28 protein-coding genes and 1 pseudogene are annotated in these 25,025 nt (G+C 56.1%); 18 read left to right on the forward strand and 11 right to left on the reverse strand.

What is annotated here, in order from left to right; genetic code table 11:
* The 7 genes from A1WC_RS28315 to gstA all read left to right on the forward strand — a co-directional run.
* On the forward strand, positions 1-222 hold a 222-nt coding region (locus tag A1WC_RS28315), incomplete at its 5' end, for a hypothetical protein (RefSeq protein ID WP_016161194.1).
* Complete coding sequence (gene rsxD / locus A1WC_RS11560; RefSeq protein WP_012968049.1) at positions 223-1,275, forward strand: electron transport complex subunit RsxD; 1,053 nt, start codon at positions 223-225, stop codon at positions 1,273-1,275.
* A 10-nt stretch (positions 1,276-1,285) separates the two neighbouring features.
* A complete protein-coding gene (rsxG, locus tag A1WC_RS11555) occupies positions 1,286-1,906 on the forward strand; it encodes an electron transport complex subunit RsxG (protein ID WP_032691405.1) in 621 nt (206 codons plus the stop codon).
* 2 nt (positions 1,907-1,908) lie between these two features.
* The gene (locus A1WC_RS11550) at positions 1,909-2,607 is read left to right on the forward strand and encodes an electron transport complex subunit E (protein ID WP_008804642.1); all 699 of its coding nucleotides are present in this window, start codon (positions 1,909-1,911) and stop codon (positions 2,605-2,607) included.
* A gap of 1 nt (position 2,608) precedes the next feature.
* Complete coding sequence (gene nth, locus A1WC_RS11545; RefSeq protein WP_008804641.1) at positions 2,609-3,244, forward strand: endonuclease III; 636 nt, start codon at positions 2,609-2,611, stop codon at positions 3,242-3,244.
* 601 nt (positions 3,245-3,845) lie between these two features.
* Entirely contained in the window at positions 3,846-5,351 is a 1,506-nt protein-coding gene (gene dtpA, locus A1WC_RS11540) for a dipeptide/tripeptide permease DtpA (protein WP_012968048.1), read from the forward strand.
* A 110-nt stretch (positions 5,352-5,461) separates the two neighbouring features.
* Entirely contained in the window at positions 5,462-6,067 is a 606-nt protein-coding gene (gstA, locus tag A1WC_RS11535; protein ID WP_016161195.1) for a glutathione transferase GstA, read from the forward strand.
* A 42-nt stretch (positions 6,068-6,109) separates the two neighbouring features.
* Here gstA and pdxY read toward each other — a convergent pair whose 3' ends face one another.
* From pdxY to anmK, 5 genes are all read right to left on the reverse strand, one after another.
* Positions 6,110-6,970, reverse strand: a complete 861-nt coding sequence (pdxY, locus tag A1WC_RS11530) for a pyridoxal kinase PdxY (RefSeq protein ID WP_016161196.1) — start codon at positions 6,968-6,970, stop codon at positions 6,110-6,112.
* A gap of 60 nt (positions 6,971-7,030) precedes the next feature.
* Positions 7,031-8,305, reverse strand: coding sequence for a tyrosine--tRNA ligase (tyrS, locus tag A1WC_RS11525; RefSeq protein WP_012968045.1), 1,275 nt, complete (start codon positions 8,303-8,305; stop codon positions 7,031-7,033).
* A gap of 124 nt (positions 8,306-8,429) precedes the next feature.
* On the reverse strand, positions 8,430-9,086 hold the full coding sequence (gene pdxH, locus A1WC_RS11520; protein ID WP_032691199.1) for a pyridoxamine 5'-phosphate oxidase: 657 nt from the start codon (positions 9,084-9,086) through the stop codon (positions 8,430-8,432).
* A gap of 57 nt (positions 9,087-9,143) precedes the next feature.
* Entirely contained in the window at positions 9,144-9,467 is a 324-nt protein-coding gene (mliC, locus tag A1WC_RS11515; protein ID WP_032691200.1) for a C-type lysozyme inhibitor, read from the reverse strand.
* Between the two features lie 92 nt (positions 9,468-9,559).
* Positions 9,560-10,684, reverse strand: coding sequence for an anhydro-N-acetylmuramic acid kinase (gene anmK / locus A1WC_RS11510; protein ID WP_008804634.1), 1,125 nt, complete (start codon positions 10,682-10,684; stop codon positions 9,560-9,562).
* Between the two features lie 268 nt (positions 10,685-10,952).
* Between anmK and slyB the strand changes: the two genes are divergently transcribed.
* Complete coding sequence (slyB, locus tag A1WC_RS11505) at positions 10,953-11,420, forward strand: outer membrane lipoprotein SlyB (protein ID WP_008804633.1); 468 nt, start codon at positions 10,953-10,955, stop codon at positions 11,418-11,420.
* A gap of 221 nt (positions 11,421-11,641) precedes the next feature.
* A complete protein-coding gene (locus A1WC_RS11500) occupies positions 11,642-13,003 on the forward strand; it encodes a GGDEF domain-containing protein (RefSeq protein WP_016161199.1) in 1,362 nt (453 codons plus the stop codon).
* Between the two features lie 36 nt (positions 13,004-13,039).
* Here A1WC_RS11500 and slyA read toward each other — a convergent pair whose 3' ends face one another.
* The gene (gene slyA / locus A1WC_RS11495; RefSeq protein WP_008804631.1) at positions 13,040-13,480 is read right to left on the reverse strand and encodes a transcriptional regulator SlyA; all 441 of its coding nucleotides are present in this window, start codon (positions 13,478-13,480) and stop codon (positions 13,040-13,042) included.
* Between the two features lie 172 nt (positions 13,481-13,652).
* Here slyA and A1WC_RS11490 point away from each other — a divergent pair, with 172 nt between their 5' ends.
* From A1WC_RS11490 to A1WC_RS0125170, 3 genes and pseudogenes are all read left to right on the forward strand, one after another.
* Positions 13,653-13,889 carry a DUF1656 domain-containing protein gene (locus A1WC_RS11490; protein WP_004143834.1) on the forward strand — a complete coding sequence of 79 codons (237 nt, stop codon included), beginning with the start codon at positions 13,653-13,655 and terminating at the stop codon, positions 13,887-13,889.
* A 10-nt stretch (positions 13,890-13,899) separates the two neighbouring features.
* Positions 13,900-14,796 carry an HlyD family secretion protein gene (locus A1WC_RS11485; RefSeq protein ID WP_016161200.1) on the forward strand — a complete coding sequence of 299 codons (897 nt, stop codon included), beginning with the start codon at positions 13,900-13,902 and terminating at the stop codon, positions 14,794-14,796.
* A pseudogene (locus A1WC_RS0125170) lies at positions 14,796-16,827 on the forward strand (FUSC family protein). Before A1WC_RS11485 ends, A1WC_RS0125170 begins: the two are co-directional and overlap by 1 nt.
* Here the strand turns inward: A1WC_RS0125170 and sodC are convergent.
* The 3 genes from sodC to A1WC_RS11470 all read right to left on the reverse strand — a co-directional run bounded on the left by sodC (position 16,820) and on the right by A1WC_RS11470 (position 18,598).
* Positions 16,820-17,341 carry a superoxide dismutase [Cu-Zn] SodC gene (gene sodC / locus A1WC_RS11480; protein WP_008804628.1) on the reverse strand — a complete coding sequence of 174 codons (522 nt, stop codon included), beginning with the start codon at positions 17,339-17,341 and terminating at the stop codon, positions 16,820-16,822. The pseudogene A1WC_RS0125170 and the gene sodC sit on opposite strands and share 8 nt — an antisense overlap.
* Before the next feature lie 69 nt (positions 17,342-17,410).
* A complete protein-coding gene (locus A1WC_RS11475; protein ID WP_008804627.1) occupies positions 17,411-18,307 on the reverse strand; it encodes an aldo/keto reductase in 897 nt (298 codons plus the stop codon).
* Between the two features lie 48 nt (positions 18,308-18,355).
* Entirely contained in the window at positions 18,356-18,598 is a 243-nt protein-coding gene (locus tag A1WC_RS11470; RefSeq protein WP_008804626.1) for a DUF1289 domain-containing protein, read from the reverse strand.
* A gap of 139 nt (positions 18,599-18,737) precedes the next feature.
* Here A1WC_RS11470 and A1WC_RS11465 point away from each other — a divergent pair, with 139 nt between their 5' ends.
* The 5 genes from A1WC_RS11465 (at position 18,738) to rnt (ending at position 22,859) form a co-directional block, all read left to right on the forward strand.
* Positions 18,738-19,337 (forward strand): TetR/AcrR family transcriptional regulator, encoded by a 600-nt coding sequence (locus A1WC_RS11465; protein WP_016161203.1) that lies wholly within the window; start codon positions 18,738-18,740, stop codon positions 19,335-19,337.
* A 53-nt stretch (positions 19,338-19,390) separates the two neighbouring features.
* On the forward strand, positions 19,391-20,488 hold the full coding sequence (locus A1WC_RS11460; RefSeq protein ID WP_012968038.1) for an alkene reductase: 1,098 nt from the start codon (positions 19,391-19,393) through the stop codon (positions 20,486-20,488).
* 65 nt (positions 20,489-20,553) lie between these two features.
* Entirely contained in the window at positions 20,554-21,600 is a 1,047-nt protein-coding gene (locus tag A1WC_RS11455) for an IS481 family transposase (protein WP_016161204.1), read from the forward strand.
* Positions 21,601-21,666: 66 nt separating this feature from the next.
* Entirely contained in the window at positions 21,667-22,074 is a 408-nt protein-coding gene (gene gloA / locus A1WC_RS11450; RefSeq protein WP_002907764.1) for a lactoylglutathione lyase, read from the forward strand.
* Between the two features lie 137 nt (positions 22,075-22,211).
* Positions 22,212-22,859, forward strand: a complete 648-nt coding sequence (rnt, locus tag A1WC_RS11445; protein WP_008804623.1) for a ribonuclease T — start codon at positions 22,212-22,214, stop codon at positions 22,857-22,859.
* 47 nt (positions 22,860-22,906) lie between these two features.
* Here the strand turns inward: rnt and A1WC_RS11440 are convergent, their stop codons facing one another.
* Positions 22,907-23,254 (reverse strand): Grx4 family monothiol glutaredoxin, encoded by a 348-nt coding sequence (locus A1WC_RS11440; protein WP_002907768.1) that lies wholly within the window; start codon positions 23,252-23,254, stop codon positions 22,907-22,909.
* 340 nt (positions 23,255-23,594) lie between these two features.
* On the opposite strand from A1WC_RS11440, the gene A1WC_RS11435 reads away from it, so the two are divergent.
* Positions 23,595-24,467, forward strand: a complete 873-nt coding sequence (locus tag A1WC_RS11435; RefSeq protein ID WP_012968037.1) for a C40 family peptidase — start codon at positions 23,595-23,597, stop codon at positions 24,465-24,467.
* On the opposite strand, the gene A1WC_RS11430 is transcribed toward A1WC_RS11435, so the two are convergent.
* Positions 24,422-24,907, reverse strand: a complete 486-nt coding sequence (locus tag A1WC_RS11430; protein ID WP_008804621.1) for a helix-turn-helix domain-containing protein — start codon at positions 24,905-24,907, stop codon at positions 24,422-24,424. The genes A1WC_RS11435 and A1WC_RS11430 overlap by 46 nt on opposite strands.
* Positions 24,908-25,025 lie beyond the last annotated feature (118 nt).

A 25,025-nucleotide genomic window follows, 5' to 3' on the forward strand; every position in this document is an offset into this window, starting at 1 on the left:
GCGCCGGTGGAAGCCCCGGTAGCCGAGCCGGTCGACCCGCGTAAAGCCGCGGTGGAAGCCGCCATCGCCCGCGCCAAAGCGCGCAAAGCCGAACAGCAGGCCGCACAACCGGATCTCGCGTCAGCCGCAGCCAATGACGACCCACGCAAAGCGGCCGTCGCCGCGGCGATCGCCCGCGTTCAGGCGCGTAAAGCAACACAGCAGGCAGTTAACGAGGAATAAATGGTTTTCAGAATCGCAAGCTCCCCCTATACCCATAACCAGCGGCAGACCTCGCGTATTATGCTGCTGGTGCTGCTCGCCGCCGTGCCTGGCATTGTGGTCCAGACCTGGTTTTTCGGCTGGGGTACCGTACTGCAGATTGTCCTCGCCGCATTGACGGCCTGGGCAACGGAAGCCGCTATTCTCAAACTGCGCAAACAGCATATTGTGGCGACCCTGAAGGACAACTCCGCCCTGCTCACTGGCCTGTTGCTGGCGGTGAGTATTCCACCGCTGGCCCCCTGGTGGATGGTGGTGCTCGGCACTGCCTTTGCCGTGGTGATCGCCAAGCAGCTGTACGGTGGATTAGGCCATAACCCCTTCAACCCGGCGATGATCGGCTACGTCGTGCTGTTGATTTCATTCCCGGTACAGATGACCTCCTGGCTGCCTTCATATGAAATTGCCGCCCAGGTTCCGGCGTTCAGCGATGTGCTGCAGATGATCTTCACCGGGCATACCGCCGCCGGGGGCGACATGGCCAGCCTGCGACTGGGTATCGACGGCATCAGCCAGGCCACCCCGCTGGATACCTTTAAAACCTCTCTGCATGCCGGGCATAGCGTCCAGCAGGTGCTGCAATTGCCGGTTTACGGTGGCGTACTGGCGGGCCTCGGCTGGCAGTGGGTGAATATCGCCTGGCTGGCGGGCGGTCTGTTCCTGCTGTGGCAGAAAGCGATCCGCTGGCATATTCCGGTCAGCTTTCTCGTTAGCCTTGGGCTGTGTGCCACCCTCGGCTGGTTATTCTCGCCGCAAAGCCTGGCGTCGCCGCAGATGCATTTGTTCTCTGGCGCCACCATGCTCGGTGCTTTCTTTATTCTGACCGACCCGGTGACGGCTTCAACAACCAACCGCGGCCGCCTGATCTTCGGCGCCCTCGCCGGCCTGCTGGTGTGGCTTATTCGCAGCTTCGGCGGTTACCCGGATGGCGTGGCATTTGCCGTTCTGCTGGCGAATATTACCGTGCCGCTGATCGATTATTACACGCGCCCGCGCGTGTACGGCCACCGTTGAGAGAGCGATGATGTTAAAAACGATGCGAAAACACGGCGTCACGCTGGCGCTGTTTGCCGCCGGATCCACCGGGCTGACGGCGGCGATCAATGAACTGACGAAAAGCACTATCGATCAGCAGGCGGCCCTGCAGCAGAAAGCGTTATTTGATCAGGTCTTACCCGCCGACCGCTATAATAACGATCTGCTCAAGAGCTGCTATCTGGTCAGCGCCCCGGCGCTGGGCAAAGGCCAGCATAAAGTGTGGATAGCCAAAAATAACGACCAGCCGATCGGCGCGGTGATGGAAGCCACCGCGCCAGATGGCTATTCCGGGGCAATACAGCTGTTGGTTGCTGCCGATTTTAGCGGCACGGTCCTCGGCACCCGCGTGACCGAGCATCATGAAACGCCGGGCCTGGGCGATAAAATCGAGCTTCGCCTGTCGGACTGGATCACCCATTTTGCCGGGAAAGTCATCCACGGTCAGGGCGACAGCCATTGGGCGGTCAAAAAAGATGGCGGCGATTTTGATCAGTTCACCGGCGCCACCATCACCCCCCGGGCGGTGGTCAATGCCGTTAAGCGCGCAGGGCTGTATGCACAAACGCTGCCTGCGCAACTTCCTGAATTCACCGCCTGTGGAGAATGACCATGAGCGAAGTTAAAGACGTCATCGTCCAGGGCCTGTGGAAAAATAACTCCGCCCTGGTTCAGCTGTTAGGGATGTGCCCTCTGCTGGCGGTCACCTCGACCGCCACCAACGCCCTCGGGCTGGGTCTGGCGACCACCCTGGTGCTAACCTTAACCAACCTGACCATCTCCAGCCTGCGCCGCTGGACGCCGGCGGAGATCCGGATCCCCATCTACGTGATGATCATCGCCTCGGTGGTGAGCGTCGTGCAGATGCTGATCAACGCCTATGCCTTCGGCCTCTATCAGTCGCTGGGGATTTTCATCCCGCTTATTGTGACCAACTGCATCGTGGTCGGCCGCGCCGAAGCCTTTGCCGCCAAAAAAGGGCCGGCGCTGTCGGCACTGGATGGCTTTTCTATCGGCATGGGCGCCACCTGCGCGATGTTTGTGTTGGGCTCCCTGCGCGAGATCCTTGGCAATGGCACCCTGTTTGACGGCGCCGACAGCCTGCTTGGTAGTTGGGCAAAGGTGCTGCGCATCGAGGTTTTCCATACGGATACCCCCTTCCTGCTGGCTATGCTGCCGCCAGGCGCCTTTATTGGCCTCGGCATGATGCTGGCGGTAAAATACCTCATCGATGAACGTAGCAAGCAGCGGAAGGCGCAAGCGGCCCGGGCCGTTTCTGTCGCCCCGTCTGACGTGACAGGGAAAGCGTAACATGAACAAAGCCAAACGCCTGGCGATCCTCACCAGGCTACGGGAAAACGATCCCCATCCCACTACCGAACTGCATTTCAGTTCGCCGTTCGAGTTGCTGATTGCCGTTCTGCTTTCTGCGCAGGCCACCGATGTCAGCGTCAACAAAGCGACAGCCAAACTCTATCCGGTGGCCAATACGCCCGCAGCGATGCTGGCGCTGGGGGTGGATGGGGTGAAATCGTATATCAAGACTATCGGCCTGTTTAACAGCAAAGCGGAAAACGTCATCAAAACCTGCCGCATCCTGCTGGAGCAGCACAACGGCGAGGTGCCGGAAGACAGAGCGGCGCTGGAGGCGCTGCCCGGCGTGGGCCGTAAAACCGCCAACGTGGTACTAAATACCGCCTTTGGCTGGCCGACCATCGCCGTGGACACGCACATCTTCCGCGTCTGCAATCGGACGCAATTCGCCCCTGGCAAGAACGTTGAGCAGGTGGAAGAGAAGCTTCTGAAGGTGGTCCCCGCCGAGTTTAAGGTCGACTGTCATCACTGGTTGATCCTGCATGGACGTTATACCTGCATTGCCCGCAAACCGCGCTGCGGCTCCTGCCTGATTGAAGACCTCTGCGAATTTAAAGAGAAAGTCTACGCCTGATCCCTTCTTCTGAGCCATAACTTAACCCTGAGTTATGGCTCAAATTTGTGCATTTAACCCGCCGTTAACACCAGAAAATGTCTCTTATGATGGGTAATAATCCGGCTATATAACGAACAATCAGTGCTTTCATTTTTTCTCGATGCAAAATTTCTATACATTTGTGATCGAGATCATGCTCGCAACTTTATGTTGATTACATGTTGTGAAAATGAAAACAAATGTCAGGCAATACAACGATTGAGCAAAGATTACCAGGATAATAGACCATTAATTTTTAGGATAATGGACCATATCACTACTCATGAGGTCAATCAGTAGAATATATCGCCTTTTTAACGAAATCAGACTGATGAAAAAGATAAAAATAGCAATCATAACGAAACGGTGAAATTTAACTCTGGATAACATTCATATGTCCGGAGCATTATGCCACCCACATTATGTGTAACAGTTTATTACAAAGGCCTTGCCTGATGCGCCAGGATAGTGAACATTACCTGCCGTTTTCCCTCCCAAAATAACTATAAAGGCGGCGGTCCAACGAGATTGCGCCCCGAACACCCCCCAGTAAATATGGGATGTAAAAAAAGAGGTATATGTGTCTACTGCAAACAATAAACCAGCAGAAAGCGTGAGTCTGAACGCTTTCAAACAACCACGCGCGTTCTATCTCATTTTCTCGATCGAGTTATGGGAGCGTTTTGGTTATTACGGCCTGCAAGGGATCATGGCCGTTTACCTGGTAAAACAGCTGGGTATGTCGGAAGCGGATTCCATTACTCTGTTCTCCTCCTTTAGCGCGCTGGTCTATGGTCTGGTTGCTATTGGCGGCTGGCTGGGCGATAAAGTGCTGGGCACCAAACGTGTCATCATGCTGGGCGCTATCGTGCTGGCCATCGGCTATGCGCTGGTGGCCTGGTCCGGCCATGATGCTGCCATCGTCTATATGGGTATGGCGACCATCGCCGTCGGTAACGGTCTGTTCAAAGCCAACCCGTCCTCCCTGCTTTCTACCTGCTATGACAAAAACGATCCCCGTCTGGACGGTGCATTCACCATGTACTACATGTCCATCAACATCGGTTCGTTCTTCTCGATGCTGGCAACCCCGTGGCTGGCCGCTCGCTTCGGCTGGAGCGTGGCGTTTGCCCTCAGCGTGGTGGGGATGGTGATCACGATTATTAACTTTGCCTTCTGCCAGAAATGGGTAAAACAGTACGGTTCGAAACCGGACTTTGCCCCGGTACACATGGGCAAACTGCTGGCGACCATCGCTGGCGTGGTGGTGCTGGTCGCCATCGCCACCTGGCTGCTGCACAATCAGGGCATCGCACGTATGGTGCTGGGCGTCGTCGCACTGGGTATCGTCGTGATTTTCGCCAAAGAAACCATCGGTCTGAAAGGTGCCGCGCGTCGTAAAATGATCGTCGCCTTCCTGCTGATGGTAGAAGCGATTGTCTTCTTCGTGCTGTACAGCCAGATGCCAACCTCTCTGAACTTCTTCGCGATTCGTAACGTTGAGCACTCGATCCTCGGTCTCGCCTTCGAGCCGGAACAGTATCAGGCGCTGAACCCGTTCTGGATCATGATTGGTAGCCCTATTCTGGCAGCCATTTATAACAAGATGGGCGACCGCCTGCCGATGCCGCACAAGTTCGCTATCGGCATGGTACTGTGCTCCGGCGCGTTCCTCGTCCTGCCTTTAGGGGCGAAGTTCGCCAGCGACGCCGGCATCGTCTCGGTTAACTGGCTCATTCTGAGCTACGCGCTGCAGTCTATTGGTGAGCTGATGATTTCCGGCCTCGGCCTGGCGATGGTCGCTCAGCTGGTTCCGCAGCGTCTGATGGGCTTCATTATGGGCAGCTGGTTCCTCACTACCGCCGGCGCGGCGATCATCGCCGGGAAAATCGCCAACCTGATGGCGGTGCCGGAAAACGTCACCGATCCGCTGGTGTCGCTGGAAGTGTACGGCCACGTGTTCCTGCAGATTGGTATCGTCACCGCGGTTATCGCCGCCCTGATGCTGCTCACGGCGCCGAAGCTGAACCGTATGACTCAGGACGACAGCGCGGACCTGAAAGCACGCGAAACCGCGGCAGCCTGACGCCGCAGGGAAAACCAATTATTTTTAAGCCGCTAACGTTAGGTTAGCGGCTTTTTTTTTACCCCTGGCGGGACTAACATACAGAAAACTGCAGCCACGAGGAGTTACGCATGAAACTGTTCTACAAACCCGGCGCCTGTTCCCTGGCCTCGCATATCGCCCTGCGCGAAAGCGGCCTGGATTTCACGTTGCAGAGCGTGGACCTGGCCAAAAAACGGCTGGAAAACGGGGATGATTATCTGCTGATCAACCCGAAAGGTCAGGTGCCGGCGTTGCTGCTGGATGATGACATCCTGCTCACTGAGGGCGTGGCTATTATGCAGTACATCGCCGATCAGGTGCCGGACCGCCATCTGCTGGCGCCAGTGGGCTCCATTGCCCGCTACCAGACCCTGGAGTGGCTGAATTACGTGGCCACCGAGCTGCATAAAGGCTTTACCCCGCTGTTCCGCCCGGATACCCCGGAAGACTATAAGCCTGTCGCGCGGGCGTTGCTCGAGAAGAAACTGCAGTATGTTGATGAGTCGCTGGAAGATAAACAGTGGCTGACCGGCCATCGCTTTACTATCGCCGATGGCTATCTGTTCACCGTGCTGCGCTGGGGCTATGGCATAAAACTGGATATGGCTGCCTATGGTCATATCGACAGCTGGATGGCGCAGGTGGCAGCGCGTCCGGCGGTGGCGGCCGCACTGGCGGCTGAAGGCTTAAAATAAGGCCTGAACCTGCCCGGCGGACCGTCGGGCAGGCCCGGGGAGTTACAGCCGGGTGGCGCTGAAGCAGTGATCCGGTACGGCAATGCGATCCTGCGCCGCCACCACCTGCAGTTCATACTCTTGCATGTTTTTGGTGGTGAGCATGATCTCGTACACCGCGGCGGTAACGTGCTCAAGCGCATCGCGCAGGCTGGCACCCTGCAGCAGTTTCACCAGCAGCAGTCCACTGGTCACATCGCCGACGCCAACCGGCTGACGCAGGCCAAAATCCACCAGCGGCCGACTGATATGCCAGGCTTCTTCGGCCGTCACCAGCAGCATCTCAAAACGATCCATGCTCAGACCAGCGCGGGAAAGATGCTTAACCAACACCACCTCCGGCCCCTGGGCAATCAGCTCCCGCGCAGCAGCTACCGCCTCGCTGACGCTGGTGACCGGATGACCGCACAGGATCTCCAGCTCAACCAGATTCGGCGCAATAATATCGCTGGCCGGCAGCGCATAACGCACGTGGAATTCCGCCACGCCGGGCGCGACGATGCACCCTTTCTCCGGATGGCCCATCACCGGGTCACAAAAGTACTTCGCCGCCGGATTGGCCGCTTTCACCTGACGCACGATACCGAGGATATGCTCGCCCTGTTCAGCGGAACCGAGATAGCCGCTCAGTACCGCATCGCAGGTCTGCAGCTTGTCGATGTCGGCAATGCCCTGGACGATCTCCGTCAGGTGCGAAGGCGGCATCACGCAACCGGTCCATTTACCGTATTGCGTATGGTTGGAGAACTGAACGGTATTCAGGGGCCAGACATTGGCGCCCAGACGGCGCATCGGAAACTCGGCGGCACTGTTGCCGGCGTGGCCAAACACAACGTGAGACTGAATGGCGAGGATGTTCTTCATTTTCTTACCACAACCCTAAAAAGAAAAAGGGCGTGGTTTCCCACGCCCTGGTTTTATTTTTTATTTCCAGCAGACCAGGCAGTAATTCTTTTTACCGCGACGCAGTAAGGTGTAGCGGCCGAACAGACGGTCGCTGTCGCTGAATACATATTCCGGGTCGGCCTGTTTTTCACCGTTGATGGTCACCGCGTTCGAGGCAACGGTTTTACGCGCCTGACCGCGGGACGGCTGCAGCTCGGAATCCACCAGCGCCTGCAGGAGATCGGCACCTTTTTCCATTTCGATCATCGGCACGCCATCCTGCGCCAGTTGTTCGAAATCTGCTTCGCTCAGGTCGCTCAGGTTACCGTTGAACAGGCTTTCGGTAATGCGCTTCGCCGCTTCCAGGCCTTCTTCGCCGTGGACCAGGCGCGTCACCTGCTCAGCCAGCACGTACTGGGCGCGCGGCGCTTTACCGCTGTTTTTGTCTTCTTCTTCCAGAGCATTGATCTCCGCCATGTCCATAAAGGTGAAGAACTTGAGGAAGCGATAGACATCAGCATCCGCGGTGTTGATCCAGAACTGGTAGAATTTGTACGGACTGGTTTTCTTCGGATCCAGCCACACGGCGCCGCCTTCGGTTTTACCGAATTTGGTGCCGTCTGCTTTGGTGATCAGCGGAACCGTCAGGCCAAACACCTGGTTCTGGTGCAGGCGACGGGTCAGATCGATACCGGAGGTGATGTTGCCCCACTGGTCGGAGCCGCCGATCTGCAGCGCTACGCCGTGCAGCTTGTTCAGGCAGGCAAAGTCGTACCCTTGCAGCAGGTTGTAGGAGAACTCGGTAAAGGAGATACCCTGATCGTCACGATTCAGACGCTGCTTCACCGCTTCTTTGTTGATCATCTGGTTAACAGAGAAGTGTTTGCCGATATCGCGCAGGAAGGTCAGCACGTTCATGCTGCCAAACCAGTCATAGTTGTTCGCCGCGATCGCCGAGTTGTCGCCACAGTCAAAATCAAGGAACGGGGCCACCTGTTTGCGGATTTTATCCACCCACTCCTGCACGGTATCCTCGGTATTTAGCTTACGCTCAGCGGCTTTAAAGCTTGGGTCGCCAATCAGACCGGTTGCGCCGCCCACCAGCGCTACAGGTTTATGACCTGCCTGCTGGAAGCGTTTCAGGCATAACAATGGAACAAGATGCCCCAAATGCAAGCTGTCAGCGGTAGGATCGAAGCCGCAATAGAGCGCGATCGGGCCTTGCGCCAGTCGCTCTGCTAACGCTTCCTCGTCCGTCACCTGGGCTACTAGCCCCCGCTCTTGCAATTGTTTAATCAAGTTACTGCTTGCCATCAAATTCTCCATGTATAAACGACTGCACCTCTGCCGGTACACGACTTTTCGCCAGATGCGAAAAGTACATAGAATAAAGCGCCGGCCCTTTCAGCGCCAGCGCTTCGATAACTAATTTCGGCGTTTACGGTGCCAGGCGGTCTATTTTCCAGGCGCCATTATCACGCTGGTATAAAAAGCGGTCATGCAGCCGATGTTCGCCCCCCTGCCAGAACTCCATCTGCTCGACGCTGACGCGGAATCCGCCCCAGAAACTCGGCAGCGGCACTTCCCCCTGCTGGAATTTCTGCTTCAGCTCGAGGAATTTGCTCTCCAGGATCCCGCGGGCGGAAATGCGACTGGACTGCTGGGAGACCCAGGCGCCGATTTGGCTATCGCGCGGACGGCTGTGGAAATATTTGACCACCTCCAGCGTCGACAAGCGCTCCGCTTTGCCGAACACCATCACCTGGCGCTCCAGCATATGCCACGGAAACAGCAGGCTCACCTGGGGATTTTTTTCAATCTGATGGGCTTTGCGGCTGCCAAGGTTGGTATAAAACACCAGCCCTTTTTCATCGTAATGCTTCAGCAGCACAATACGCTGGTAAGGTTGGCCGCGCTCATCAACGGTAGCAACCACCATCGCGGTCGGGTCTGCGAGTTTCGCGTCACAGGCCTGACGCAGCCAGCGTTCAAACAGCGGCAGGGGTTCAGCAGGAAGATCGTGGCGACGCAAACCGCCACGGGTATATTCACGGCGCAAGTGCGCGATTTGCTGGAGTTCGTCGTTATCAGACATGGCCATTGAGGATGTAGTCATAAGGTGGCGTTATTGTGCGCCCCCCCGACAGAAATCTCAACGTTTGGCCGTCTGCAGCTGACAGTTATCGAGGATGATGCGATCGCGTTTATAGACGGTAGCGGTATCGCCCTTCGACCAGAAGACGTAGACGCCGTCGGTGTAGCGCGCCCCCGAAGCCGACAGCCCCTCAGCCAGGTTCAGTTGCTGATTATCATAGATAAAACTCACCTGTTGGCGGGTGTTATTGCGATGGACCGTTAACGGTTTCTGGTCGCATTGATACTCCAGCGTGTCCGTCTGCATCCGCTCGACAAACTGGTTGTAGTAGCTACAGCCCGCCAGCATAAAAGGTACAACTGCGATAAGAATTTTTTTCATTCGTTTGCCTTCGACTTTCCCGGTCACGGAGGGCACTCCGCCCTCCGCTTAACTTGTCCAGTTTACCGGTCGCGCCGTGTTTAAGATTTCAGTTAACTCCGATTCTGCGGCGGGTTAGCCGGGAAAATGGCGCCCAGCACCGTGGCTTCGCTGGCGCCGGTCACTGAGGGAAGATTACCCGGCAGCCCAGCCAGCGTGCGCCAGGCCAGCCAGGCAAAGGCCAGCGCCTCCATATCATCGCCGCTGATCCCCGCCTCATCGGTGGTGGAGACTTCGGTTCCCGGCAGCAGTGCCGCCAGGCGCGCCATTAACAAGGGGTTACGCGCGCCGCCGCCGCACACTAACAAACGCTCGCAGCCGCCGCTTAACAATACCTGCTCACTGATGGTCACAGCGGTTAATTCCGCCAGCGTGGCCTGCACATCCTGCCCACGCAGTCCCGAATAACGGGCCAGATGTTTTTCCAGCCAACCGTAATTGAAATATTCACGACCGGTGCTTTTCGGCGCCGGTAAAGCAAACCACGGATCGCTCAGCATGTCCTGCAGCAGCGGCAGCAGCACTTTACCTTCGCTGGCCCACTGGGCATCCTTATCATACGGTTTACCCTGCTGACGCCAGATCCAGGCGTCCAGCAACATATTTCCCGGCCCGGTATCATAGCCGCGCACCGGCTGCCCCGGCACCAGCAGCGACACGTTGGCGATGCCACCGATATTCAGCACCATCCGCCGTTCAATGGGATGCGCCAGCAGCGCATGATGAAATGCCGGGACCAACGGCGCCCCCTGCCCGCCAAGCGCCATATCACGCCGGCGAAAATCCCCCACCACCGTGACTCCGGTATGCGCGGCGATCTGGTTGTTGTCGCCGATTTGCAGCGTGTGCGGCGCGTCGCCTTGCGGTTCATGCCATACGGTCTGTCCATGGCAGCCGATAGCGATAACGTCGGTGGGCTTGAGATTTTCCTGGCGCATCAGCGCCAGTACGGCATCGGCAAACAGCCGCCCCAGACGAGTGTCCAGACGCCCCAGTTGTGAGAGGGTCAACGACTGGCCCTGGCAAATCGCGAGGATCTCTTCTTTTATTGGGTGTGGTATGGGCCAGGTGAGACTGGCCTGCTGCGCCACGATGTTTTCGTTGATGGCGGCCAATACGACATCGATACCATCAAGGCTGGTACCGGACATAACGCCAATAAAGCGACCCGATCTCATACGTTTTTCCTTCATTCCATGACCCTCGTATACGCCTCACTCCACCATAAAGCGCCCGCTAATGCTATGTTGTTATAATACTTTTTAACAATAGAGCGACATTTCAGAGAACACCGTAAAGAACCGGCGTTTAGTTTAGGTTGAAGCATCATTAATTATTATTTTTTGTATAGTCAGGGCGGAAGCTATGCCCGCCGGCGACTAAATGCCATATAATTAACCGTATGGACGTTCAATTGAACACCTTCGGTGAACAGGAGATTCATAAATGATTTTACGTGTTTTGGCTGTATCGATGATTGGTTTTACGCTCGCAGGCTGCGTGAGCAGCAGCGGCCTGTCCGGCGACGTTTATTCCGCATCTGAAGCCAAACAGGTGCAGAGCGTAACTTACGGTACGATTGTGCATACGCGCGCCGTGCAGATCCAGAGCGGCGACGACAGCAATGCCATCGGCGCCATTGGCGGTGCTGTGCTCGGCGGGTTCCTCGGCAACACCATCGGCGGCGGTACCGGACGCTCTCTTGCCACCGCGGCTGGCGCTGTCGCGGGCGGCGTCGCAGGCCAGGGCGTTCAGGGTGCAATGAACAAAACCCAGGGCGTAGAACTGGAAATCCGTAAGGATGATGGCAACACCATTCTGGTGGTGCAGAAACAGGGCAGCACGCCGTTCTCTGTGGGTCAGCGCGTCGCCATTGCCGGCAGCGGCAGCCAGGTCACCGTTTCTCCTCGATAACCCCCCCTTGCGATGCGGCCCGTTGCGCCGCATCGTATTTTTCAGCCGCGGTTATTCCACCGTAATAGATTCGTATTAGCAATCAGATATATTATATTCAAGTAGTTCATCAATCATTGCGCCTGCGCAATATCTTATCTCACCGCCCCCACTACTCTCAGATTGTCATAATACTTTGTCGACTGAACGTCGCTGTTGCTTTTCTCTCTGGGATCTTGCCTATGCTCAAACATGTCAATCATGTTGCTAAACGTTTTATTATATATGTTTTTATTTGCTTACTGGCCGGGTTCGGCATTGCCGGAGTGACCGCTTTTTTTCATACCAGTTTCAGCACTACCTCATCAATATTATTTCCTCTACTGACCAGCTTTCTGATGGTCTTTCATATTACTATTGCCTGTTTTATGGGCATGAAATACTGGAGCAGCAAGCGCCGCCTGTACCTTACACCTGTTGCTTTCGGCTTTGCCTGTTCAGCGCTGCTGATGCTGGGCACCCTCAGCAGCTATCCGGACTGGCTTACCTGCAGCACGACCCCGGTCATTAATCAAAATGACGCCGTTATCTATTATTTCTTTCGCAATATAATGATGGCTGTATTATTCATGTCATCTATTGTTTTGTATTACTTCCGCCAGCGCATCATGCACTCGCTGAAAGCACACATAATTACATTCGCGGCATGTATCGTTTTTACATTAACAATTATTTTTTTATCGTGGGTGTACTCCAGCCACTCGCCGTGGCTGAGCGTCAATTTTATCGACGATCTTAGCCATACCTTCACGCCACTGTGGCAAAGTATTATCGGCTGGCTGCTGATGGCTATCTGGTTTATCACGCTTATTTTATTAATTAGCCTGAGTAAATTACGCAATATTTTCTGGTTTAGCGGCGCTTTTTTTTGCAGCGCTTATCTTTACACCCTCTTCCAGCTAGTCTCCACCGCCGGGGACCTCGATCAGACCTGGTACCAGGCGCGTTTTTTCGAAACGCTTTGTACCCTGTTCCTGATTCTGGTGCTGCTGGTCGACGTCTTTATGCTCTACCGTGAGTCTAACCATAAGTATGTCAACTCGTACCAGAACTCGATTCGCGACCCGTTGACCCGGCTTTATAACCGCAGCTTCTTCTACGACACCCTGAACCAGCAGCTGGCGAAGGTAAACCCCCAGCATCCGCTGTCAGTGATTATCAGTGACCTCGATCATTTCAAACGCATCAATGATAACTATGGCCACGTCGCCGGCGACAAGGTGATCCAGTTTGCCGCCTCGGTACTGGAGAACCATTCGCGCGCGGATGACGCTGCTGCCCGCATTGGCGGTGAGGAGTTTGCCCTGCTGCTGGTCAACACCGCCGAGAAAGACGCCCTGGCGATCGCCGAGCGTATCCGCTTGGCCGTCAACGCTGAGCAACACCCTCTGCCGGAGCGAATGACCATCAGTATGGGGTTGTATACGACGCGCGATAGAAGCGTGAGCGCAGAAACGTGCGTCGAGCGCGCAGATGCGGCTATGTATGAAGCGAAAAACAGCGGGCGTAATAGGGTGGTGGTCTGGCGTCACCCTGGCGACTAAAAAAAACGGCCCGGGGCAACCCGGGCCGCTAAAAAATTAATCTTTTGCCTGGAGATCGAGGATATTTTGTTCAAGTTTACGAATTAAGTGGAGCAACGTTTCCACTTCCTGCTTTGACACCCCCGACAGGATTTCATCGCGGGTCTTGCCTATCACCTCTTCCATCTCATTGATCAACGGTTCAGCTTTTTCAGTGAGCTTGATGCGTTTGGCCCGCCGGTCGCTTGAACAGGTCTGGCGAGAAATAAGCCCTTTCTCCTCCAGCTGATCGAGCGTGCGCACCAGCGACGGCTGTTCAATGCCGATGGCTTTCGCCAGCTGGATCTGCGACTGCTCAGGCGGCAGCTGGTGGATGTTATGCAGCGTGACCCAGTGAGTCTGCGTTAACTCCAGAGGTTTCAGGCGATGGTCGATTAGCGCGCGCCAAACGCGGACTAAACGTGCCAGATCAGAACCAAGTGGCGATTCCAATTTCATCTCCTTATAATTAGCTTGCTAAGTTATTATACTGATTTTAGAATAGTGTGCAGCATTTGAATTATCAAAACAAATGAATTACTTGATTCAACAAAAACCAAAACAATGATTTACACTGTTATAGCGTAGCACGCTCTGAGGTTACCCCTGTAATGGCAAAGGATTTTTGCTTGTGAAACTGAGTCTTAACACATCCGGATTGCCGCTGCAGGACCTGGTGTTCGGCGCGTCCGTCTATTTCCCTCCGCTGTTCAAAGCCGTCTTATTAGGTTTTTTTATCTGGTTGTTTTTACATCGTCAGCTGCGTGACTGGATGTATGCCGGCGACATCTGGCATCCCCTGCTGATGGATCTCTCGCTGTTCGCGCTCTCGGTCTGTCTGGCCCTGGTGTTACTGATTGCCTGGTGATCTCCTTGCTATGAAAAAACTAAAATATCTGTCAACGCTGTTGGTTGCGGCCATCGCCCTGATCGCCGCATGGCTGTTATGGAATTTCTACACCCAGTCCCCCTGGACCCGCGACGGCAAAGTGCGTGCAGAGCAGGTCGGGATCACCCCTCAGGTCTCCGGTAGCATTCTGCAGTTGAACGTGACGGACAACCAACGGGTCAACGCCGGGGATGTTCTGTTCACTATCGACGACACCCCCTACCGTATCGCCGTGCTGAACGCCCAGGCGCAGCAGGCGAAAGCGCAAGCCGAGGTGGCGAAAGCGCAGGCTGAGCAAACGAAGGCCGCCAGCGAGGCACGTCGTCGTCGCAACCTGTCGCAGAATGCGATCTCGGCTGAAGATCTTGAGAACGTCAACACCGCGCTGAATACGGCCACCACCAACCTGGCGGCCGCCAGAGCGGGACTGGGCGTCAGCGAAGCGATGCTGAAACATGCGCAATGGCAGCTAAGCCAAACAACGGTCAAAGCGCCAGTGGACGGCTGGGTGACCAACCTCTCCACCCGCGTCGGCGATTACGCCACTACCGGCCACCCGGTCTTTGCTCTGGTAGACAGCCACTCGTTTTACGTGCTGGGCTACTTTGAAGAGACTAAACTGCGTCATATCCGCATCGGCGATCCGGCGCAGATTATTCTCTACAGTAATCAGCAGACGCTGCACGGGCATGTCGCCAGCATCGGCCGGGCAATTGTCGATCAGAGCGTGGAACAGGGAACCGGGCTGGTGGCCAACATCAAACCGAATATCCCCTGGGTGCGTCTCGCGCAGCGCGTTCCGGTGCGGATTGCCTTTGATACGCTACCGGCGGACGTCACTCTGGTCTCCGGCACCACCTGCACTGTCTCGATCGGCGGGCAGTAATGAATCTGCAGGCCCTGTCGTGGCGCACACTGCCCTGGGTTAAAGCCACCCGTCCACAGTGGCGATACGCGTTGCGTAACGGCATCGCTATGTGTCTCGCGTTAAGCATCGCCTACGCGCTGGATCTCGATGAGCCGTACTGGGCGATGACCTCCGCGGCAGTGGTCAGCTTTCCCACCGTCGGCGGCGTGATCAGTAAAAGCTTTGGCCGCATCGCCGGCAGCCTGCTCGGCGCCTGCGCCGCCCTGCTGCTGGCGGGCCATACGCTGAACGATCCCTGGCTGTTTCTGTTCAGTATTTCCGGCTGGCTGGCGCTGTGCACCTGGGCCTGCGCGCTGTTCACCAACAACGTGGCCTACGCCTTTCAGCTTGCCGGCTATACCTGCGCCATCATCGCGTTTCCGGTGATTAACATCAGCGACAGCTACGAACTTTGGGTGATCGCTCAGTCGCGCGTCTGCGAAGTCATCGTTGGGATCCTCTGCGGCGGACTCATGATGATGATCCTGCCCAGCACCTCCGACGGCAGCAACCTGCTGACGGCCCTGAAAACCATGCACGCCCGGCTGCTGGAGCACGCCAGCCTGCTGTGGGTGCCGGAGACGACGGATGCCATCCGCACCGCTCACGAAAGCGTGATTGGTCAGATCCTCACCATGAACCTGCTGCGCATCCAGGCCTTCTGGAGTCACTACCGCTTCCGTCGGCAGAATCCCCTGCTGAACTACCTGCTGCATCAGCAGCTCCGAATGACCAGCGTCATTTCCAGTCTGCGACGTATGTTGCTGAACTGGCCGGACGCGCCGGCGAACACTCGTCAGGTGCTGGAGTCGCTGCTTGCTGAACTCGCTGCTCCCCATGCTGACAGCTATCATGTCGCCCGCATTCTGGCGCCTCTGGCGCCGCCGCCGGATGCCGGATGCCGATTACCGTCATATCGCCTTTTGGGCGCGACTGCGCTATTTCTGTCGCATTTATCTGGAAAGCAGTCGCTGGATCCGCCGGGTAGAGAATGCGTCGGCGATCGCCGAGTTCAACGTACCTTCGGCGCCAGCCCTGGCCCGCCACACCGACCAGGCAGAGGCCTTGCTCAATGGCATCCGTACTTTTTGCGCGCTGGTGGCGATTGGCGCATGGGGGATCAGCACCCAGTGGACCAGCTGCGCGGCTGCCCTGACCCTGGCCTCCATCTGCTGCGTGCTCTATTCGGTCTCGGCTTCGCCGTTTCGATCGCTGACGCTGCTAATGCAGACCCTGGTGCTGCTGTCGCTGTTCAGTTTTGTGGTGAAGTTCGGCCTGATGGTGCAGATAACCGACCTGTGGCAGTTTCTGCTATTTCTGTTCCCGCTGCTGACCACCATGCAGTTGCTCAAGCTACAGTGGCCCAAATATGCCGGCCTGTGGGGACAGCTTATCGTGTTTATGGGCTCGTTTATCTCCGTCACCAATCCGCCGGTGTACGACTATGCGGCTTTTTTCAATGATAACTTAAGCAAGATTGTCGGCGTGGGCTTTGCCTGGCTGGCTTTTGCGGTGCTCAGTCCGGGATCGGATGCCCGCAAAGGGCGACGCCATATCAGAGCGTTACGGCGTCACTTTGTCGATCAGCTCAGCCGACATCCCCAGCACAGCGAACATGAATTTGAATCGCTGGTGTACCACCATGTCAGCCAGCTCAGTCAGAGTAAAGATGCCCTGGCACGGCGCTGGCTACTACGTTGGGGGGTGGTGCTGCTCAACTGCTCGCACGTCGTCTGGCAGCTTCGGGAATGGGAAACCCGCTCCGATCCCCTCGCCCAGGTGCGCGACCTGTGCATCAATTTGCTGCGCGATGTGATGAGCGAGCGCGGCGTGCAGCAGCGCCCGCTGGCCTCCACCCTGCAGGAGCTGCTGCGGATCTGCGACGTCCTGAACCACCATCATCAGCCAGCGGCCCGGGAGCTGGCCGCCGCAATCTGGCGACTGTATTGCGCCCTGTCACAGCTGGAACAGGCCCCGATCGCCGGCACGATTGGCGAAAAGACTACTTAATCACCCCGCAGGCAAACCGCTCGCCGCCGCCGCCCAGCGGCTGCGGGTTGTCGGCCATATTATCCCCGCCCACGTGGACCATCAGCGCTTTCCCCTTCACCTCATCCAGCGTTTTCAGACGTGGGGCAATAATTGGCTGGTCGGCCACGCCCGCGTCGTTGACCACCAGCAGAGGCAAATCGCCAAGATGCCCGGTGCCCAGCGGCCCTTCGTGTTTCCCGGTATGTTGCGGGTCATAATGTCCGCCCGCCGCCCCGGCGGCCACCGCTTTGCCCTCTTTCATCGCCGGCTGGCAGCTGCCTTCGGCATGAATATGAAAGCCGTGCTTGCCCGGCGGCAATGCCCGCAGTTCGGGGGCGAACTCGAGGCCGCGGTCGGTTTCGGTGATTTTTACACTGCCGATGGACTGCCCGACGCCCTGGGGGGTCACGAGATTAAGTTGAACATCTTCACTGACGGCCTGTGCGCCAGCGCAAAATGCGAGGGATAAGATCGCGAGAATACATCGTTGCATAACACCTCCGGATGGCTGTCTCCCTGTTAAGTGTAAACCAGGAACGTCTTTCCGGAGGCGAAATGCCCGTTACGGTACGTCGTAACCGAGCGCGGCTTTGCGGATACGGAACCACTGCTGACGGGTCATGCTAAGTTTTTCGGCCACGATCGCGGAACGCACGCGTTCGATTTTGCCCGAGCCGATAATCGGCAGCGGCTGCGAGGGCAGACGCAATATCCAGGCGTAGACCACCTGCTCGATGCTGTCGGCATTGAGCTCATGCGCTACCTGCGCCAGCTCATCGCGCAGCGGCTGGAAGCCCTCTTCATTGAACAGGCGTCCGCCGCCAAGGCAGGACCACGCCATCGGACGAATACGCAGCTGCTGCAGCTGATCGAGCGTGCCGTCGAGCAGCAGCGGCTGATGCACCGGCGAGATTTCGACCTGATTGGTGGCCAGGGTAAACGGCAGGCGCGACTGCAGAAGAGTGAACTGGGCTGGGGTAAAGTTAGATACGCCAAAGTGGCGCACTTTTCCGCTGTGATGCAGCGCGAGGAACGCCTCAGCCACTTCATCGGCATTCATTAGCGGATCCGGCCGATGGATCAGCAGCAGATCGAGATGGTCCGTCGCCAGATTACGCAGCGATTGCTCAGCGCTCAGCACGATGTGGTCGCGGTCGGTGATATAGTGGCCGATGGTGTTTTCAGCCCGCGCCCGGGTGGCGATGCCGCATTTGCTGACAATTTCCATGCGATTACGCAGATGCGGCGCCAGCTTCAGCGCTTCGCCAAAGGCAGCCTCACACTGATAATCGCCATAGATATCGGCGTGATCGACAGTGGTTACGCCTAAATCGAGATGCTGTTCAATAAAGCTGACCAGCTCGCCTGGCGACATTTTCCAGTCCATCAGACGCCAGTAGCCCATCACAAAACGCGAAAATTCCGGCCCCTGGGGAGCCATAGCAATACGCTGAACCATAACCGCTTCCTCAATAAAAAAGTGTACTGAGTATACGTACTTTTTGGTTTAAAACAGTGAGGGTTGCTGCGGTTCTTCCGCCGGTTCCGGCTTGTTCGCGCGTATTTTGCGCAGCAGCCGTTGGCGGCAGAGACGCAACACCTCCTGTTTCTGCGCATCGCTCATCGTTTGCCAGTTAAAACGTTCCTCACGGCTGCGGAAACAGCCGCGACAGTAGCCGCGCTCGTCGGTCTGACATATTCCCCGGCACGGGCTCTGCACCGGAAAAAACTCTAACTGCTCTGCCACCACACGTCTCCTGTCCCCTCGTCTCCTTTCATTGAAGACGTTTCCCCGCGCCGACGCAAATTTTGTTCACTACGTGCTGCGCCAGCTAACATTTTTCCGCCGACGCTTGCATTAGACCAATCGGTCTACTACAGTGTGCTCCATGAACAGACACAGCGAATGCGATACCCGAGAACATATCCTGGTCACCGGCGAGCAGCTCTGCATGCATCGCGGTTTTACCGGAATGGGCTTGAGCGAACTTCTGAAGACGGCGGAAGTGCCTAAGGGCTCTTTCTACCATTACTTCCGCTCTAAAGAAGCCTTCGGCGTCGCGCTGCTCGAACATCACTACACCGGATATCTGCAGCGCCTGGTCGACCACTTCGATCATGGCGACGGCAACTATCGTGACCGCCTGCTGGCTTATTATCAGCACACGCTGAATCAGTTCTGCCAGCAGGGGATTATTAGCGGCTGTCTTACCGTCAAGTTGTCGGCAGAGGTTTGCGACCTGTCGGAAGATATGCGTACCGCCATGGACCATGGTGCCAGTCAGATTATCGCCCTGCTGGGCGACGCGCTGGAGAAAGGACGTCAGGAAGGCAGTCTGGCGTTTGACGGCGAGGCCATGACCCTGTCGCAGATGCTGTATTCCCTGTGGCTCGGGGCCAACCTGCAGGCCAAAATTACGCGTAGCGCAAGGCCGCTGGAAAGCGCCCTTGCCCACGCCAAACAGATTATTGCGGCGCCTGCGGTATAACAGGCGTTTTTATTTCATCAGTTACTAGACGACCGGTCTACTCAGGAGTCACTATGTCGGAAGCAAAATTATTCAGCCCGTTGAAAGTCGGTGCGGTCACCGTCCCTAATCGCGTATTTATGGCGCCGTTGACGCGTCTGCGCAGCATCGAGCCGGGCGATATCCCTACCCCGCTGATGGGCGAATACTACCGCCAGCGCGCCAGCTCCGGCCTGATCATCACCGAAGCGACGCAGATTTCTGCCCAGGCCAAAGGCTATGCCGGCGCGCCGGGCCTGCACAGCCCGGAGCAGATTGCCGCCTGGCAGAAAATCACCGCCGGTGTTCATGCGGAAAATGGCCGTATCGCCGTCCAGCTGTGGCACACCGGGCGTATTTCCCATAGCAGCCTGCAACCTGGCGGCGGCGCGCCGGTAGCGCCTTCCGCGCTGAGCGCCGGTACTCGCACCTCCCTGCGCGATGAAAACGGCCATGCTATTCGCGCCGACACCTCGATGCCGCGTGCCCTGGAAACCGAAGAGATCCCGGGGATCGTCGACGATTTCCGTCAGGCGGTCGGCAATGCCCGTGACGCTGGCTTCGATCTGGTTGAGTTGCACTCGGCCCACGGCTATCTGCTGCACCAGTTCCTCTCGCCGTCGGCGAACCAGCGTACCGATCAGTACGGCGGCAGCGTGGAGAACCGTGCCCGTCTGGTACTGGAAGTGGTCGACGCAGTGAGCAAAGAGTGGAGCGCTGACCGGATCGGCATCCGCGTGTCGCCGATTGGTAGCTTCCAGAATGTGGATAATGGCCCGAACGAAGAAGAAGACGCGCTGTATCTGATTAGCGAACTGGCGAAACGCGGTATCGCCTATCTGCACATGTCCGAGCCGGACTGGGCGGGCGGCAAGCCGTACAGCGAAGCCTTCCGTCAGAAAGTTCGCGACCGCTTCCCGGGCGTGATCATTGGCGCTGGCGCCTACACGGTAGAAAAAGCTAACGATCTTATCAATAAAGGGCTCATTGATGCTGTGGCCTTTGGCCGCGATTACATCGCCAACCCGGATCTGGTGGCCCGCCTGCAGAAAAAAGCGGCACTCAACCCGCAGCGCCCGGAAACCTTCTATGGCGGCGGCGCGGAAGGCTACACCGACTACCCTACGCTGTAATCCCTCCATGTGTAAGTTCACACAGATATTGCAAATACCTCAGGGTTAATAAGGGGGGTTACCTGATGTTGATGCAACATGTCGGAGTAGGCTATTTTGGGTATTACCGAGCAACTGCTTATGCGATGAAACACTCCCTTATGCCTGAGATTGCGAAGTTAAGAATGAAAGCCCTGAACTTCTGGGATCAGCATGGTATCCGTGCCGCAGCTGATGCATTTGGCGTATCAACACGAACGCTCTACTGGTGGCGCCAGTTGCTTCGCACCGGTGGTCCTCAAGCGCTTATTCCAAGAAGCAAAGCCCCGCTGATTCGCCGTTCAAGGCACTGGCACCCTGATGTGCTCAAGGAAATCAGGCGCCTGAGAACTGAACTACCCAATCTCGGCAAAGAGCAGATTTTTGTCAGGCTGAAGGCATGGTGTGAACTGCGGCATTTTACCTGTCCCAGCACGTCAACCATTGGAAGGATCATTGCCGGAGCTCACGATAAAATGCGGATGGTCCCCGTACGCCTAAGTGCCAGAGGCAAAGTCAGGTTGATAAAAAAACGCTCAGTGAAGCCCAGAAGGCCGAAACAGTACCGCCCGGTAAAAACAGGCGAACTCATAGGGATGGACGCGATTGAACTCAGAATGGGGGATCTGCGCCGCTATATCATTACCATGATCGACGAGCACAGCGACTACGCGCTCGCCCTGGCAGTTCCTTCACTCAACAGCGATATCACCAGCCATTTCTTCAGCAAGGCCACAAAGCTCTTTCCTGTTGCTATCAAACAGGTTGTCACTGACAACGGTAAGGAATTCCTTGGAAACTTTGATAAAACGTTGCAGGAAGCCTCGATTAAACACATCTGGACCTATCCGTACACACCGAAAATGAATGCGACCTGTGAGCGATTTAACCGGACACTTAGAGAACAATTTATTGAATTCAATGAATTGTTGCTTTTTGAAGACCTGAATTTGTTTAATCAAAGAATGGCTGAATATCTGGTGCTGTATAACAGCAAAAGGCCACATAAATCACTCGAACTAATGACGCCAGTAGACTATATTTTACGTGAGAGTAAAAATTGCAATATGTGGTGGACCCATACACTCCATTGATAGCGGCGACGTATCGCCGCTATACTCAAGGTTCTGATCTATCAAATAAACTGCATAGGGGACATTATGCGCTTACTCCACACCATGCTGCGCGTTGGCGACCTGCAACGTTCTATCGACTTCTATACCAACGTGTTGGGCATGAAGCTGCTGCGCACCAGCGAAAACCCGGAATACAAATACTCCCTCGCCTTTGTCGGCTACGGCGAAGAGAGCGAAACCGCGGTGATCGAACTGACCTACAACTGGGGCGTGGACAGCTATGAGCTGGGCACCGCCTACGGCCATATCGCGCTGAGCGTCGACAACGCCGCCGAAGCCTGCGAACGGATCCGCCAGAACGGGGGCAACGTCACCCGTGAAGCCGGCCCGGTAAAAGGCGGCACCACCGTCATCGCCTTCGTGGAAGATCCGGACGGTTACAAAATCGAGCTCATTGAAGAGAAAGATGCCGGCAAAGGTCTGGGCAACTAACGCTTCCCGAGCCAGGCCTCTTTAATGCCATGGCTCGCCCGGGCGCTGCGGCGCCCGTTGTTTTCACCCCTGCCTGCTGCAAGCCGCGGCAAAATTTGCCATAATGCGCGCTACTTTTTTCCAGCTAAGAGAATCTGATGTCCGAGAATGCTCAACTGAATGGTCTGTGCGACCGTTTCCGCGGTTTTTATCCGGTGGTGATTGATGTTGAAACCGCAGGATTTAATGCCAAAACCGACGCTCTGCTGGAGATCGCCGCCATTACGTTGAAGATGGATGAGCAAGGCTGGCTGATGCCCGATGAAACGCTGCATTTCCATGTTGAACCTTTCGAGGGCGCCAATCTGCAGCCCGAAGCGCTGGCCTTTAACGGAATTAACCCGCACGACCCGGAGCGCGGCGCCGTCAGCGAATACGATGCCCTGCATGCCATCTTCAAAATGGTACGCAAAGGGATGAAAGAGAGCGACTGCAGCCGGGCGATCATGGTGGCGCACAATGCGACCTTTGACCACAGCTTCACCATGACCGCCGCCGAACGCGCGGGGCTTAAACGCAATCCGTTCCATCCGTTTGTTACCTTCGACACCGCCGCGCTGAGCGGGCTGGCGCTGGGCCAGACGGTGCTGTCGAAAGCCTGTATCGCCGCGGGTATGGCGTTCGATGGCGCGCAGGCCCACTCCGCCCTGTACGATACCGAGCAGACGGCGCAGCTGTTTTGTGAGATTGTGAACCGCTGGAAGCGTCTGGGCGGCTGGCCGCTGCCCGTGGCCACCCCGGAGTGATAAAAAAAGCGACTTCCAGGAAGTCGCTTTTTTACGGATGGCGGGAATTACTCCGCTTTCGGCTCGTCGGTGTGGTACTTCGCCGCCGTCTCTTTGATCAGCTGCTGCAGTTCACCGCGCTGGTACATTTCGATGACGATATCGCAGCCGCCCACCAGTTCACCGTCTACCCACAGTTGCGGGAAAGTCGGCCAGTTGGCGTATTTAGGCAGCTCGGCGCGGATATCCGGGTTCTGCAGAATATCAACGTAAGCAAAACGTTCGCCACAGGCGGACAGCGCCTGAACGGCCTGGGCAGAGAAACCGCAGCTTGGCAGCTTCGGCGACCCTTTCATGTACAACAGGATCGGGTTTTCAGCGATTTGGCGTTGGATCTTTTCTAAAGTCGAGCTCATTGTCGTGCTTCCTTAAACTTCTTTCTACGGCAGTAACTTGTCATTGTAGCGTCCTGTAGGCAGGACGGATAATAACATTTTTTTCACTATTCATATTTTATCTTCTGTTGCGCGAAGTTGCCTTAAAAATATCATTTTGCCGTCGCAGGCGGGCGCTCATTGCGCATTTTCTGTGCGAGGCGGTCAATGTCTGACGCGTTTTCTTGCAATCGTTAACCAATCGACATTTTTGATACAAAAGAATATTAACTTTCCGGGTTTTTATGCTTTAGAATCATTCCGGTTTGTCATTCATCGTCAGGCATTTGTACATGTCTGTAATTAATCAGGGGATTGCTCAGTGGCGCGGCTAAACAAAATCGCGATATCGCTCTGTGCATTACTGTTCACATCTATCTCATTCACGCCACTGGCTCAGGCGTCAGGGCATACGCACGCCTCCGCTTCGCCAAAGGCGTTGCCCGCGAAAAGTGGCTCAGAGCGCAAGAAAAAAGCTACCAGTCAAAAAAGTAAAACCACCGCTAAAACCACCAGTAAAAAGTCCTCGAGCACCCGGCTCCCTTCCCGCACTACCGCAGCAAGCCAAACCGCACTTCATCGTCAGGCCGCCGGCGCGACGAAAAAATGCGTGCTGCGTAAAGGTTATAAAAAGCAGTGCGCGAAAACGGTCGCCGCCAGCGCCGAGCCGACCCTGGCGCTGAACAGCGTCAAAAGCAAATGCGTGGTGCGTAAGGGCTATAAAAAACGCTGTAAACCTGAGGCCAGCGATGCGAATTTAACGATCGCCGACGCCCATAAAGTCCGGGTGCAGAAAGCGCAAAGTACCGCCATGAACAAATTGATGGGCCAGTTGGGTAAACCCTATCGCTGGGGCGGCACCTCGCCACGTACCGGCTTTGACTGCAGCGGACTGGTTTATTACGCCTATAAGGACCTGGTCAAAATTCACATCCCGCGTACGGCTAATGAAATGTACCACCTGCGCGATGCGCGTCCGGTGGATCGTGATGAACTGCAGAGCGGCGATTTGGTCTTCTTCCGCACCCGCGGACGCGGTACTGCCGACCACGTTGGCGTCTACGTCGGCAACGGGAAATTTATTCAGTCACCACGCACAGGTCGTGATATACAAATCACCTCCCTGAGCGAGGATTACTGGGTTCGCCATTATGTTGGCGCTCGTCGCGTCATGACGCCGAAAACCATTCGCTGATCCTGGTCTGCCGCTACGGCGGCAGACCGCCTCACCTGCGCGTCTTTCCCTTCTACCGTCAAAGGATACTGCATATTCATCTCCTTGCCCGGCGCTTCCCGACGATAGCGGGTGGGCGACATACCAAAGTGACGGTGAAAGGTCCGGCAGAAAGCGGCCTGTCCGTCGTATCCCAGGCACTGAGAAATACTCTGTATCGACGCTTGCGTCTGCGTTAAATAGATTGTCGCAATGGTCATTTTTCGCCGACTGACGTAGTTCGCCAGCGTGCAGCCTGTCACCATGGCGAACTGCCGCTGGAAATACCAGTGCGAATAACCGGACTTTTTCGCAATCGTGCTGACCGGCAGGGTGTCTAAAATATGGGCTTCGATCCAGTCAACGATCCCCTGTACAACCGGGATCATCTTCGGGCTCACCACCTCACCTGTTTTTGCCATCGTAGCCATCCTGTGGGAAATTCATGTCGGCGGTCATATTTGTCATACAAATAGCAAAATAGACAATGAATTATTGGCATAGCGGCGATTGCCTGGGCGCATATTTTAATTAAACCAT

Origin of the sequence: Klebsiella sp. KTE92, from assembly GCF_000398905.1 — a bacterium.
Classification (GTDB): domain Bacteria; phylum Pseudomonadota; class Gammaproteobacteria; order Enterobacterales; family Enterobacteriaceae; genus Klebsiella; species Klebsiella variicola.

Bases quoted from the DNA above. Each gene is read 5' to 3' on its own strand.
- rsxD (WP_012968049.1), top strand. From the start codon at position 223: ATGGTTTTCAGAATCGCAAGCTCCCCCTATACCCATAACCAGCGGCAG.
- rsxG (WP_032691405.1), top strand. From the start codon at position 1,286: ATGTTAAAAACGATGCGAAAACACGGCGTCACGCTGGCGCTGTTTGCC.
- A1WC_RS11550 (WP_008804642.1), top strand. From the start codon at position 1,909: ATGAGCGAAGTTAAAGACGTCATCGTCCAGGGCCTGTGGAAAAATAAC.
- nth (WP_008804641.1), top strand. From the start codon at position 2,609: ATGAACAAAGCCAAACGCCTGGCGATCCTCACCAGGCTACGGGAAAAC.
- gstA (WP_016161195.1), top strand. From the start codon at position 5,462: ATGAAACTGTTCTACAAACCCGGCGCCTGTTCCCTGGCCTCGCATATC.
- pdxY (WP_016161196.1), bottom strand. From the start codon at position 6,970: ATGAAGAACATCCTCGCCATTCAGTCTCACGTTGTGTTTGGCCACGCC.
- tyrS (WP_012968045.1), bottom strand. From the start codon at position 8,305: ATGGCAAGCAGTAACTTGATTAAACAATTGCAAGAGCGGGGGCTAGTA.
- pdxH (WP_032691199.1), bottom strand. From the start codon at position 9,086: ATGTCTGATAACGACGAACTCCAGCAAATCGCGCACTTGCGCCGTGAA.
- mliC (WP_032691200.1), bottom strand. From the start codon at position 9,467: ATGAAAAAAATTCTTATCGCAGTTGTACCTTTTATGCTGGCGGGCTGT.
- anmK (WP_008804634.1), bottom strand. From the start codon at position 10,684: ATGAGATCGGGTCGCTTTATTGGCGTTATGTCCGGTACCAGCCTTGAT.
- slyB (WP_008804633.1), top strand. From the start codon at position 10,953: ATGATTTTACGTGTTTTGGCTGTATCGATGATTGGTTTTACGCTCGCA.
- A1WC_RS11500 (WP_016161199.1), top strand. From the start codon at position 11,642: ATGCTCAAACATGTCAATCATGTTGCTAAACGTTTTATTATATATGTT.
- slyA (WP_008804631.1), bottom strand. From the start codon at position 13,480: ATGAAATTGGAATCGCCACTTGGTTCTGATCTGGCACGTTTAGTCCGC.
- A1WC_RS11485 (WP_016161200.1), top strand. From the start codon at position 13,900: ATGAAAAAACTAAAATATCTGTCAACGCTGTTGGTTGCGGCCATCGCC.
- sodC (WP_008804628.1), bottom strand. From the start codon at position 17,341: ATGCAACGATGTATTCTCGCGATCTTATCCCTCGCATTTTGCGCTGGC.
- A1WC_RS11475 (WP_008804627.1), bottom strand. From the start codon at position 18,307: ATGGTTCAGCGTATTGCTATGGCTCCCCAGGGGCCGGAATTTTCGCGT.
- A1WC_RS11465 (WP_016161203.1), top strand. From the start codon at position 18,738: ATGAACAGACACAGCGAATGCGATACCCGAGAACATATCCTGGTCACC.
- A1WC_RS11460 (WP_012968038.1), top strand. From the start codon at position 19,391: ATGTCGGAAGCAAAATTATTCAGCCCGTTGAAAGTCGGTGCGGTCACC.
- A1WC_RS11455 (WP_016161204.1), top strand. From the start codon at position 20,554: ATGTTGATGCAACATGTCGGAGTAGGCTATTTTGGGTATTACCGAGCA.
- gloA (WP_002907764.1), top strand. From the start codon at position 21,667: ATGCGCTTACTCCACACCATGCTGCGCGTTGGCGACCTGCAACGTTCT.
- rnt (WP_008804623.1), top strand. From the start codon at position 22,212: ATGTCCGAGAATGCTCAACTGAATGGTCTGTGCGACCGTTTCCGCGGT.
- A1WC_RS11440 (WP_002907768.1), bottom strand. From the start codon at position 23,254: ATGAGCTCGACTTTAGAAAAGATCCAACGCCAAATCGCTGAAAACCCG.
- A1WC_RS11430 (WP_008804621.1), bottom strand. From the start codon at position 24,907: ATGGCAAAAACAGGTGAGGTGGTGAGCCCGAAGATGATCCCGGTTGTA.